The sequence below is a fragment of the Paenibacillus sp. MAEPY2 genome (genome assembly GCF_000499205.1).
GTDB classification, from domain to species: Bacteria; Bacillota; Bacilli; order Paenibacillales; family Paenibacillaceae; genus Paenibacillus; species Paenibacillus vandeheii.
The window spans coordinates 148,605-160,720 of sequence record NZ_AWUK01000006.1 but is presented as its reverse complement, the minus strand read 5'-3'; the positions used below and the strand labels follow the sequence as shown (position 1 = coordinate 160,720).

At 47.6% G+C, this 12,116-nt stretch carries 9 protein-coding genes; 5 read left to right on the top strand and 4 right to left on the bottom strand.

Annotation, left to right across the window (positions count from 1 at the left end; genetic code table 11):
• Nucleotides 1-94 precede the first annotated feature (94 nt).
• Both P364_RS0104440 and P364_RS0104435 read right to left on the bottom strand, forming a co-directional pair.
• Nucleotides 95-1,135, bottom strand: a complete 1,041-nt coding sequence (locus P364_RS0104440; protein ID WP_024628950.1) for a cupin domain-containing protein — start codon at nt 1,133-1,135, stop codon at nt 95-97.
• Nucleotides 1,136-1,300: 165 nt separating this feature from the next.
• Complete coding sequence (locus P364_RS0104435) at nt 1,301-1,909, bottom strand: TetR/AcrR family transcriptional regulator (RefSeq protein ID WP_024628949.1); 609 nt, start codon at nt 1,907-1,909, stop codon at nt 1,301-1,303.
• Between the two features lie 190 nt (nt 1,910-2,099).
• On the opposite strand from P364_RS0104435, the gene P364_RS0104430 reads away from it, so the two are divergent.
• Nucleotides 2,100-2,858: an SDR family oxidoreductase gene (locus P364_RS0104430; RefSeq protein ID WP_024628948.1), complete on the top strand. Its 759-nt coding sequence runs from the start codon at nt 2,100-2,102 to the stop codon at nt 2,856-2,858.
• A 123-nt stretch (nt 2,859-2,981) separates the two neighbouring features.
• On the opposite strand, the gene P364_RS0104425 is transcribed toward P364_RS0104430, so the two are convergent.
• A complete protein-coding gene (locus P364_RS0104425) occupies nt 2,982-4,010 on the bottom strand; it encodes a LacI family DNA-binding transcriptional regulator (protein WP_024628947.1) in 1,029 nt (342 codons plus the stop codon).
• A 457-nt stretch (nt 4,011-4,467) separates the two neighbouring features.
• Between P364_RS0104425 and P364_RS0104420 the strand changes: the two genes are divergently transcribed.
• From P364_RS0104420 to P364_RS0104405, 4 genes are all read left to right on the top strand, one after another.
• Complete coding sequence (locus P364_RS0104420; RefSeq protein WP_024628946.1) at nt 4,468-5,754, top strand: sugar ABC transporter substrate-binding protein; 1,287 nt, start codon at nt 4,468-4,470, stop codon at nt 5,752-5,754.
• Nucleotides 5,755-5,849: 95 nt separating this feature from the next.
• Nucleotides 5,850-7,205: a carbohydrate ABC transporter permease gene (locus P364_RS0104415; protein ID WP_024628945.1), complete on the top strand. Its 1,356-nt coding sequence runs from the start codon at nt 5,850-5,852 to the stop codon at nt 7,203-7,205.
• Entirely contained in the window at nt 7,202-8,038 is an 837-nt protein-coding gene (locus P364_RS0104410) for a sugar ABC transporter permease (protein WP_024628944.1), read from the top strand. Before P364_RS0104415 ends, P364_RS0104410 begins: the two co-directional genes overlap by 4 nt.
• A 161-nt stretch (nt 8,039-8,199) precedes the next feature.
• Nucleotides 8,200-9,486: an MFS transporter gene (locus tag P364_RS0104405; protein ID WP_024628943.1), complete on the top strand. Its 1,287-nt coding sequence runs from the start codon at nt 8,200-8,202 to the stop codon at nt 9,484-9,486.
• A gap of 116 nt (nt 9,487-9,602) precedes the next feature.
• Here the strand turns inward: P364_RS0104405 and P364_RS0104400 are convergent, their stop codons facing one another.
• Entirely contained in the window at nt 9,603-11,759 is a 2,157-nt protein-coding gene (locus P364_RS0104400) for an alpha-amylase family glycosyl hydrolase (RefSeq protein ID WP_024628942.1), read from the bottom strand.
• Nucleotides 11,760-12,116 lie beyond the last annotated feature (357 nt).

Genomic DNA, 12,116 nt, shown 5'->3' with positions numbered 1-12,116 from the left:
CTCCTTTTCCATTAAGAAGGGAATGGTTCCGTGATAGATGATAGAAGGACCACTAATCCCGAGCTATATTCAATAGGTTCCGGTAGCAGTTGGACTATGACTTCGGCTTATTCGGGTCCGGTGCGATAAAAAGGGTGTCATTAGGAAGCTGTTCGGCTTCCGCTTTGGACATTTCCAGATTCGTGGACAGCACATCATCCGGGTTGCCTGCGAGCCACTCACTCAGATCAATAGCTTCATAGTGTCCACTGTTGAACCCGATTAACACACGGCAGACTTCATCTCCCGTATTTTTGATATAGTGACCTGCACCCATCGGTGCATAGCCCACATCACCTGCTTCGAATTGCTCTGTCACCGCATGACCTTCTGCGAGGAATACCGTCATTTCGGCAGTGCCGCTAATGTAATACTGCCATTCGTCAGCATTGGGATGCCAATGCATCTCTCGTAATGCGCCTGGTTGCAGTTCGATCAATGATCCGGCCATCGTGGTGGAGATGGGAAAATCTTCGACAGTAACCGTGCGCTGGGTTCCGCCGCCTGGCGCGCGTCTTGGCTGCTTGGCATGCAGCGGGTATCGGTGGGGAGTTGTCAGCTCCGAGTTGCGTCGATAGGTTCCAGAAGAGGAGCTGTCATTGGGAACAGGCCCTTTGACGAAATACGCTTCTCCCTGAGGCAGCTTCGCTGCACGCTCCGGGGTAATTCCGAGATTCTGGGCAACAATGTTGTTCGGTGTGTGAGACAGGAAATCGGTAATGCTGAACGTATGATCTTCCGAGAAATCGCCATTATCAAAAATCAGAATAAAATGGCATTCGTCCGGTCCCAGTCCCTGAATGGAGTGTCCGTAACCACGCGGGAAATACCACACATCTCCTGGCTCAAAGGTATCGGTGTATGCATGTCCGTCCGGATGAATGACGGTGGTGCGACAGGAGCCGCTGATTACATAAGCCCATTCTGCTGCATTGGCATGCCAGTGTAGTTCACGCATGCCTCCCGGTTCCAGGCGCATGGATACGCCAGCTATACCAATGGACGCAGGAAAATCCCGAACAGAAGCGCCGCGGGTAATGCCGCCTGGGCCCGTACGGGGTTCTTTTTGTTCAAGCCGATATTTGAAAGATGTCATTATAATTCCTCCTCATATTATATTAGGTACACATGTAAATAGTTAAATATGGCGTTCCTACCTTTTACCCATATTTTGAGAAACTATTCAATGGATTCCTATTTAATATGAGGCAAAAGAGAGAGTTTCATTCAGCCTATCTGTTGGTTTGTCTGTTGTTTTTTCCTAGGGCGCCTTATAAGGAGTGTGATACACCACATTGCCCGGTTTGAAATTAATGATTTTAAACAACTCATCTGCCATATACGCGGGACTGTGCTCGAATTCCTGCCGAATCCATTCAATAATCATGCCAAAGATCGCATGGGACTGGTAACTTGCTAGCAGCTCACGGTTAATGTGGGACGGAAATATTTCGTTCAGATCCTGAAGGGCAAGGTCACGCAGAACATCGCAGATCATCTGTTGGAAATTGGAGGAGGCATCCGACTTCACAACCAGAGTGTAAAATTGTGCATGCTGATGCACATGTTCAAATATTTTGATTGCAGAAGAGGGCATATGACTTACTTCAAATATTTCTTTATCCAGATAAGGTTCGCGATAGGAGAAGACCAGATCCTTAATCACGTCATCAATCATTTCATTGAAGAGGTCTTCCTTGTATTGATAATGTCTGTAAAAGGTACCCCGATTCAGATCGGCCAGTTGTACGATATCGGTAATGGATATTTCCTTAAATGACTGCTTTTGCATTAATTGGATGAGAGCATCCTTCAACGCCGCTTTGGATTTCTTGATTCTTCGATCCATGGAATTTGGAAGTTCGGTCATATACAGTACTCCTCGTAAATGGATATTTTAAGATAAAGTACATTCTGAATGGGAAGTGTTGATTAACGTACAATTGGGCAAGCTTTTACTGATTGAACAAGATTGCTATGACTTATTATACTAAGGATAAGAGTTAATGAACATTTGTTTGTTAACTTATTGTAAACGAATACATGGAGGATGATACAATATGAGACTTCAAGATAAAGTAGCTGTAGTCACAGGTGCAGGTTCCGGCATGGGTAAAGCAATTGCAACACTGTATGCACAAGAAGGTGCAAAGGTGGTTGTATCGGATATCAATGAAGCTTCAGCGCAGGCGGTTGCAGAGGATATCAAGGCAAAAGGTGGAGAAGCGACGTTTGTGGTTGCGAATGTGGCGAAGGAAGAGGATATTCAGAATCTGATCGATACGACGGTTAACACTTATGGAACAGTGGACATCCTGGTCAATAATGCAGGCATTATGGACAGTATGGAACCAGCTGGCGACATTGTGGATGACAAGTGGGAACGGATCTTTGCAATCAACACCACAAGTGTAATGCGTGCAACCCGCAAAGTACTGCCAATCTTCCTGGAAAAACAAAAAGGCGTTATCGTTAACATCGCTTCAGCAGGCGGATTGCATGGTGCACGTGCAGGCGCAGCTTACACTGCTTCCAAACATGCGGTTGTGGGATTCACGAAGAATACAGGCTTCATGTATGCTCAGCAAGGTATTCGCTGTAACGCGATTGCTCCGGGCGGGGTTGAAACCAATATCGCTTCCACAATGACAAACATTAACCACTTCGGTGCCAGCAGACAACAGCTGGGAATGGCGATTAATCCACGTGCAGGTAAAAGTGAAGAAATTGCACAGGTAGCGCTGTTCCTTGGTTCGGATGAATCCAGCTTCGTGAACGGAACAGTCGTAACGGCAGATGCAGGCTGGAGCTCTTACTAATCCAGCGTTCATAACGGAAATATGCAAAGAAGCTCATACCCGTGTATGGGCTTCTTTTGCATGTTCACAACAGTGAGAATGTGTGACATCAGAACAGTAGGACAAACGTTTGCACAATCATGTCTACGTATTCCCGGATAACGTAAAGAGGGACGAATCCCGAACAATTAAGCGGTGCGGGATAATAACCGGATTTTGAGGCAAATGTTCACCATGCAAAATTTTCAACAATATCTGAACCGCAGTATAACCTAGCTGATAAGTTCCGATATCAATGGAGCTGAGCGGCGGGGAAGCAAGCTCTGATAAGGCAATATTATTAAAACTCACAACACTTATATCTTCAGGAACGTTATATCCCAGTTCGGCCAGAGCACGAAGCACTCCGAAGGCAACATTGTCGTCGATGACAACGAGGGCGGTTGGTCTGTCTGGCAGCGACATGAACAGGGACATCGCCCGGAAGCCGCTTTCCTGCAGGAATTCTCCTTCCACGATCCAGTCATTGTTAGCATCAAGACCCGCTTCTTTAAGTGCATTATTGTATCCCCGCAAGCGATCATGAGACAACGTCAAATCCGGTGGTCCGCTAACAAATCCAATTCGTTTATGTCCTTGGGCAATCAGATGTGTAGTTGCATCGAATGCCGTTTGTATATTGTTATTGTCCACCATCGGTGCATCGGGATGCGTTTCGCTGCGGCCAATCAGTACAAAGGGGAACTTTTCCGCCTCCAAAAATGAAATAATCGGGTCTTCCCGTTTGGAGCCAAGCAGCAAAATACCATCCACGCGTCGCCCATGCACCAGGCGGGATATGGCATTCAATTCATCGCTGGAAGACGTTTCGGTGGAGAGAAGAAGTTCATAATTCATGCGGGTGGCATGCGTAATGATTCCCCGAAGTAATTCTCCGAAAAAGTAGTTCTGAAACAGCTCTTCAGCAGGTCGGGGCAGCATGATACCCAGGGTATGAGTCGTTTTGGAAACAAGGCTTTTGGCCATCATATTTGGATGATAATTCAGTTCTTTCATGATTTGCTTCACTTTGAGTGACGTTTCCGAACTGATTCTGGGATGGTTGGAAATAACCCGTGAGACCGTAGAAGGGGATACACCCGCCAATTTGGCAATATCTTTGATTGTAATCATGTGAAAAATCCCTTCTGTACAAGCATTTCAACATGTCTCCTATGTTAATTCAAAGACTTTGATAAATCAATTGCTAACTGCACCAGGAGGAAGAAGAGGCAGTGAAATAAAGGAAGAAGGCGGGAGATCAAGGAAATCGGAAATTACAGGGACATATGCCGCCAAAATGAAGGAAAATGAGCAAAAATGACTTGTGCAAACGTTTGTGCAAATAAAGTCAGCTATTGTATGATGTGATTGTTATTATAGCGCTTACATGACTTGAATCAACATACATCTAAGAAAATTCATCCCGATTACATAAGGATTGGACCAGTCTGAGGTTAATATGAGCAAACGTTTGTATTACGTTCGAACGGATAGATGCGGAACTTCAGAATACAGGAACAGTACACAGAAAAACGGGTGAAAAGCGCAAGTACAGCATCGATCATGACTACGAAAAGGGGGAAATTCAATGAAAAGATGGCAGCAAGCAGCACTTGCAGGATTCATGGCACTCACACTTACTGCATGTTCAAGCGGAGGTGGAGGCGCTGCGCCAACCACAACAGACAGCGGTGAGACTGGTGAAACAACAGTGACCGCGGAAAATATTCAGCCAGAAGAGGGCGCAAGCCTTGTCATATGGGAGGATAAAAATCAGCGGAGCTTTATAGAGGAGCGAGCGAAGAAATTTGAAGAGGAGTACGGCGTCTCTGTAAAGATCGAGGAATTGCCGCCGACCGATCAGGTGACCAAGCTGACAACGGACGGACCCGCGGGATTGGCTGCGGATGTAGTCGTTTTCCCGCATGACAAGATTGGCAGCGCTTCAGAAGCCGGACTGATCTTGCCGAATGATATTTTTGAGCAACAGACCACACAATCATCCAGTGACAATGCGGTTAAAGCCGTAACCTTCAAAGACATCTTATACGGCTATCCCTACAGCGTAGAAACCTATGCGTTGTTCTATAACAAAAAGCTTTATCCCGAAGCACCGAAATCATTTGATGACATTATCAGCTTTGCCAAAACTTTTAATGACACCAAAAACAACAAGTACACCCTGATGTGGGAGCTCCAGCAGTTCTATTACAACTTTGCTTACCTGGCTTCCCAAGGTGGATATATCTTTGGCGATGAAGGCATGAACAGCGAGGATATTGGCCTCAACAATGAAGGAGCCATCAAGGGCGGCCAATTCTTGCAAACGCTGAAATCGGAAGTACTGCCTGTAAAAATGGGCGATGTGAACTATGACATCAAGAAAGGCCTCTTTTCAAGCGGAAAACTGGCCATGGATATTAACGGACCTTGGTCCATCGCCGATTATCGAAATGCCGGCATTGACTTCGGTGTTGCTCCACTCCCGGCGATTGAAGGCAAACCGATGACTTCCTTCTCTGGAGTCAAGGCATATTACGTCAATGCATTCACAAACTATCCGAATGCTGCCAAGTTGTTTGCGGCATATCTCTCCAGTGCCGAATCTCAGATGGTCAACTTTGAGATGAACGGAACTCTCCCGGCCAATAAAGACGTTGCGGCAGATCCGAAGATTCAGGGAGATGAGATTACAAAGGCATTCCTTGAGCAATTCAACAACTCCACTCCAATGCCTTCGCTTCCTGCCATGGACAGCGTTTGGGGTCCCATCAGCGCGGCAATTACCGACATATGGGATGGAGGCAAGGATGTAAAAACCTCTCTGGATAACGCAGTCAACCAAGTTAAGGAGAGCCTTGCAACTGTCCAATAAATAAAAAAAGAGCAGGTGCAGAGGAAGCCAACATTTCCTCTGCACTCTGCTATAACTGATCGGTAACTTCGCTTGCCGGGAAGGAGTAGGAATGAATGAAACAGCAGCATGTTCCAGTCACTGTTAAGCCGAATAGAGAAAGACAGCATCGCATGACAGCGGCTGTGTTGTCCGTGGTCCTGCAAGGACTTGGACAGTTGTATAACCGTCAATGGATCAAGGGAATCTGTTTTCTGATCCTGGAGGTAATTGGACTCGCATATCTGATTCCTCGTTTGAATCAAGCCGTATGGGGAGTATGGACGCTGGGCGAGCAGACGCAGCGTTTTGTCAAAGTGAATGGATCAACGGTGCTGCAGCAGGGCGACCACTCCATCTTCTTGCTGCTCAATGGAATTATTGTACTTTTGGTGTTTTTCGTTTTTCTTCTGCTGTATATCTTCAATATCCGGGACGCGTACCTCACGGGAAAATTAAGAGAGGAAGGAAAGCAGGCTACCAGAGCTTCTGCTTCCCTGAGATATCTGCTCGATAAACAATTCCCGTATCTTTTCTTGTCGATTCCAGCCCTCGGTATCCTGTTCTTCACGATTATGCCGATTTTGTTTACGATTACGCTGGCCTTCACCAACTACTCGGCACCGGATCATATTCCACCCGCCAAGCTGGTGGACTGGGTGGGTTTTAAGACGTTTACGGACCTGGTTCAGCTTAAATCGTGGAGCCATACCTTCTTTGGGGTATTAACGTGGACGGTCATTTGGGCCATTCTGGCAACAGTCACTACCTATTTTGGGGGCGTGTTGGTTGCGCTTCTCATCGAACAGAAGGGCATTCGTTTCAAAAAGCTGTGGCGGACGATATTCATTCTTCCTTATGCCATTCCGCAGATTATCTCCCTGCTTTTGATGCGTAACTTGTTCAACGGACAGTTCGGTCCCATTAATACGTATATGAAGGCTTTTGGTCTTGAGGGGCTGCCTTGGTTAACCGATCCGTTCTGGGCAAAAGTTACAGTCGTCATTGTCAACATGTGGATCGGAATCCCGGTCAGCATGGTGCTCATATTGGGCGTCTTGACTGCGATTCCTCGGGATCTGTATGAAGCGGCTGAGGTGGACGGTGCGTCCGGTTTTCAGAAGTTCCGCATCATTACGCTTCCTTTTATCATGTTCGCCACAACACCGGTGCTCATTATGCAGTTTGCCGGGAATTTCAACAACTTCAATGTCATCTTCCTGCTGACGAATGGTAATCCGCTGCGTGGCGATTATCAATATGCGGGATCAACTGACCTTCTCGTGACCTGGTTGTACAAACTGACGTTGGATAACAACAAGTTCAATATGGCTTCGGCGGTCGGCATTATTATCTTCCTGATTATTGCGTCGTTCTCCATCTGGAATTTCCGTCGTTCCAAATCGTTCAAGGAGGAGGACATGATTCAATGAAAAAGCGCAACAATCCCATGCGTCTGACGATCAGTTATGTGCTGCTGGTCATCATTGCCATCGTATCGGTATACCCCGTCTTGTGGATATTTCTCTCGTCACTGCGTCCAGGGGCGGCCCTGTTCAGTGAACGTCTGTGGCCTGAAGCGTTCACGCTGGCACATTATGGGGAGCTGTTTAACAACCCGTCGTTCATGTATGGAACGTGGTATCTGAACACGTTGAAGATCGCCTTTTTCACCATGATTTTCTCAACGCTCATGGTTACGTTGGGCATGTATGCCTTATCCCGTTTCCGGTTCCGCGGTCGGAAGACCATTCTATCCACCATGCTGATCCTGGGGATGTTCCCCAGCTTCATGAGCATGATCGCCATTTATATTATTTTGCTTCAGATCAAATTGCTGGACACCCATGCCGCATTAATTCTGGTCTATTCGTCCGGGGCTGTACTGGGTGGATTTATTGTCAAAGGGTTCTTTGATACCATCCCGCGCAGTCTGGATGAAGCCGCACGAATTGACGGCGCCAGTCATCTGCGCGTGTTCACCAGTATCATTTTGCCGTTGTCCCGGCCGATGCTGACCTATGTAGCTTTAACCAGCTTTACGGGTGCGTGGATGGACTTTATCTTTGCCCGGCTGGTACTCCGGACGAAAGAGAACTGGACCCTTGCAGTAGGCATGTGGGATCTAGTTAGCCGCTATCAGGACAGTAACTTTACGATGTTTGCTGCCGGGGCCGTACTGATCGCCATTCCGATTACGTTGTTGTTTGTATTCCTGCAGCGTTTCCTTGTGCAGGGGCTGACCTCTGGCGCCTCCAAAGGATAAAATGATAAAGGATATAAACAATTAACCGCATAGACAGCCTGTAGAACATACCCAGGCCACCACCAATCAGGCGCTTCTGAGAGGTTCCATTCATCGCTGGAACTGCTTCGGAAGCGCCTGTCTGCTGTTTGAGACCGAATGATAAAAGGAGGAAAAGATCGATGGGAACGCTACAGTCCCCAGAACCCGAATTGGGGCCAAACGGGACTCGCACTGCAGCGGAGAGTCAGAAAATGGCCAATAGGGCGCTTTTGCGTAATGTTGCTTATCGCAGAATTTTATGCGGCTACGGCATCTCCGTATTCGGTGATTGCTTCAACGGCATTGCCATCAGTCTGTGGGTGTTGCAGACCACGGGAAGTGCCAAGAGCATGGCAGCTGTGCAGGTATGTAATATGGTCGTCAGTTTTCTGTTCGGATCATTCGCAGGTACGTTTGCCGACAGGCTAGATCGCAGAAAACTGATGCTGTCGTCGGATTTGTTTCGTGGAGCCATGGCGTTTATCATCGCAGTGAGTCTGTTTGTGCTGCACGCTCCTTTTCCACTCGTGCTGCTCATGCTTTCCCTTTCCATGTTCTCCAGCCTGTTTCAGGCGCCTGCATTTCATGCTTCGGTAACCAGTCTGGTGGGGAGGGAGCATCTGCAGCAAGCTACAGGAACCATTCATCTGGTCGATAATATTGCCCGTATCAGCGGACTGGCCGCAGCGGGGATTGCAGTTTCTGCATTTGGAGGGTTTACGGCGATCATGATTACGGGTGTGACCTTTTTATTGTCTGCGATATGTGTGATGTTGGCCGGACGTTTCCCGGATGTACAACGTTCTTCCATGCATAGAGGATCGTTCGTCAAGGAGTGGGGTGGCTCGTTCTCCTACATCTTTGCACATCCCCTGATTCGCTCCATCGTCATTCTTAATCCGCTGCTGATTCTCTTCTTCATGTCAGCCATCATGCTTGTTCAGGTCATGGCCGTCAACGTATGGCAGGCGAATCCTGTCCAGTTCGGACTGATCGAGACGTGTATTCCTCTGGGGTATATGCTGGGTTCCGGGATTCTGATTGCTTCCGGTAATCGCTTGAAACGAAGAGGACGATGGGTGTTTATCGGTTTACTGGTCCTTGGTCCACTGTATATGCTGTTATCCAATGTATCCTCTCCATTGCTGGCCTTGCCACTGATTATTGCCGGGGGAGCCATGTTTGCGTGCTGTACGATGTTAACCCAGATCATGATGCGTGCCGAGGTTCCTGATGAGCTGCAGGGAAGGATCTACGGCGTGCTCGGTACCATAACAAGTACAGCCCCGATCCTGGGATTAACGGTGGTCTCGGTTCTGGCTGATCAATGGGGTGCCCAAACCGTGTTGGAAAGCCTTGGGGCGATGCTTTTGGTGGTAGGGGTGGTCGCAGCAGCAGGATTAAAATCCATTCGGACCTATCGATAGCAAAGTCGATAGCAAAGCATGCATGTCAAAGGTAATGACAAGCCTAGTCAAAGAACCCGGAGCAGGCGCTTATCGCGTCTGACTCCGGGTTGGATGATAGGAAGATGAAGGAATGACTATTGCCAGTCCACTGTAACAGTTGCCGTTCCGCTGGTTGGTGTGGTGAAGGTATGGTTATTGCCATTTTCCCACGTGATGGTAGAGCCGTTCTTTTTGAAAAACTTGAATTCCAGTTTCGTTCCGGCAGGTACGCTGACGTCATAGTACCAGGTTGGATAGGAGTAGATCACCTGATTGAACGCTGGACCAATGGCGAGAGGACCTGTGGACCAGTTGCCCAGCTCCGCGACACTACCTGACAGATAGAGATTCTGACCAAGCGTCGTGGATGCATTGTTGATGACAAACCGAACGGAAACCTGATTGCCACTAAGAATCGTGAAATTGTTATAGGTGTTACTGTTGACTCCGCTGGCTAGGACTTTAACTGCATAGTTGCCGGCGGCAACAGCAGGGATGGTCACTTTGATCTGAGTATCTTCCCAGGAAGTAATGGCTGAACCGGTCACAGCTGTTGTACCGAAATAGACCGTGCCTTTGGTAGTACCGAATCCGCGACCATCAATAGTAACGGTGTTGCCCGCTTTGCCCATGGTTGGGCCTACATGTCCGATGGTTGGCGTTGTGGTATTGGCTGTATACTGCCAAACTGCTGTGGCTCCTGCGGCCAAAGTGAAGGTAGAGACATTTCCTCCTGTAGAGGTAATATTATTACCGTTTAGCGCACCTGCAAGTACATCGTTGTATGTTCCAGAAGGGAGCGATGTAGTAAGCCCGCTGATGGAAGTGGAATTCGAGAGATTGCGGTTAACCGCTACGACAGCCACGTTGTTGCCGAATTTACGTTCATACACATACACATCATTGTTAATCCAGCGCTGCTGGGTAGTTCCGTAAGCGATAGCTGGATTGGTTTTGCGTAATGGTGCCAGTTTGCTGATGACGTTAAAAGCGGTTGTAGTTTTGGAGAATGAAGGCATTTTTGCCCGGTTGTTAGGGTCTCCGTTACCCGTCAAATATTGTTCCGTACCGTAATAGATAGCTGGCACGCCCCGTGAGGTAAGTGTAAATGCAAGAGCTTGTTCCAGGCGACGGTTGTTAACGGCACTTGTTTTGAATCTGTCCATGTCGTGGTTATCAATGAAGGTAACCTGATCATTCACCTGGGCATAATCAGCCGCAGTGCTGGTGATCATGGCATCCAGGGCAACCATCGAGGACGTGTTATCCCGGAACACGTTACGTACTTCATTGTTGAAACGGAAGTCGAGCAGACTCATGCCGGATTGGTTGGCAAAGTTGGTGTTGTCCGCATCTGATGCGGATGAACCCAGGAACCATTCACCAAACGTGAATACCGGTTTGTAGCCGTAGATGGAGGACATCCAGTTCTTTTGCCATCCCATCGGCATATGCTTGACCGCATCCACCCGGATTCCGTCAATGCCCATATCCAGCCAGAGCTTGATCGCATCCTTGAAATAGGTGTCAATCGTGCTGTTGTTGTGATTCAGGTCAGCGAGATCATAGAGGTTTTTGTAGATACCGTTCTCCAGTGTGGAGAAGTCAGAGCCGCCATTGTGGTGGAAGTATTTGTTCGTATCATTGGTGTAGCCACCAAGCAGTGTTCCGTTATTGTACAACTTTCCATTCTCTGCGAATGAGGTATCGGTTTCCATGGCAGGAGAGGTATGATTGGGAGCAAAATCAATGATCACTTTAATGCCCTTGGCATGTGCCGTATTGATCAGGTTCTGGAAATCGGTCATCGTACCGAAAGCAGGATTGGTCTTCTTGAAGTCACGTGCCCAATAGCCGTGATAAGCCGTATTGTTGACACCGGAATAATTAATCAGCGAGTAAATGTTCTCCACAGGCTGAGAAATCCAGAGTGCCGTAATGCCAAGATCGGTAAAATAATTGTCGTTGATCTTGTTAATCAGTCCTTGCCAGTCGCCCCCGCAATAGAGCTTCAGGTTGGAACAGGAGGCGTCATAGGCTGCCCCGGTAGGGTTATTGGAGGGATTGCCGTCCAGAAAGCGGTCGGTAAATACTTGATAAATAACATCGGTGCTGAAGTTCTGCTTGTTGGTTACAGCCGTATCCGCATCTGCGAATACGGAGGCAGCCGGGAATATTGGCAGTGCACTTCCAGCCAGCAAGCTGAAGCTCAGCGTGGCACTGAGGATGATTCGCTTGGTCCATTTGAACATGGTAATCCACCCTTCGTTTATTATATGTGTGATCTCTGCTTGATCAGAAAAGCGCTTTCAATTTAGCCATTGGCAGGTTATTCTTAACGATATCCCCTCCTTATGAATGCGAACAACCCCGGCACCTCCTGCTGGAGTTACCGGGGTTGTCCTAAACCGATTGGGTTTAAAAGCATGGCCCTCTAGTTATAATCACAACGTTATGATAATTAAATAATGGTTTGGTTGTCAATAACTTTTTCCTGAGCATTTTTTTTCTATTTCTATATTTACAATCAGGCTTAACAGATTTAAACTATTCGCAGACCCACCAATATAAGGGCTATGCATTTTAGAACATTTCGGTGTTTTAAAACA

Bases quoted from the DNA above. Each gene is read 5' to 3' on its own strand.
- P364_RS0104440 (WP_024628950.1), bottom strand. From the start codon at position 1,135: ATGACATCTTTCAAATATCGGCTTGAACAAAAAGAACCCCGTACGGGC.
- P364_RS0104435 (WP_024628949.1), bottom strand. From the start codon at position 1,909: ATGACCGAACTTCCAAATTCCATGGATCGAAGAATCAAGAAATCCAAA.
- P364_RS0104430 (WP_024628948.1), top strand. From the start codon at position 2,100: ATGAGACTTCAAGATAAAGTAGCTGTAGTCACAGGTGCAGGTTCCGGC.
- P364_RS0104425 (WP_024628947.1), bottom strand. From the start codon at position 4,010: ATGATTACAATCAAAGATATTGCCAAATTGGCGGGTGTATCCCCTTCT.
- P364_RS0104420 (WP_024628946.1), top strand. From the start codon at position 4,468: ATGAAAAGATGGCAGCAAGCAGCACTTGCAGGATTCATGGCACTCACA.
- P364_RS0104415 (WP_024628945.1), top strand. From the start codon at position 5,850: ATGAAACAGCAGCATGTTCCAGTCACTGTTAAGCCGAATAGAGAAAGA.
- P364_RS0104410 (WP_024628944.1), top strand. From the start codon at position 7,202: ATGAAAAAGCGCAACAATCCCATGCGTCTGACGATCAGTTATGTGCTG.
- P364_RS0104405 (WP_024628943.1), top strand. From the start codon at position 8,200: ATGGGAACGCTACAGTCCCCAGAACCCGAATTGGGGCCAAACGGGACT.
- P364_RS0104400 (WP_024628942.1), bottom strand. From the start codon at position 11,759: ATGTTCAAATGGACCAAGCGAATCATCCTCAGTGCCACGCTGAGCTTC.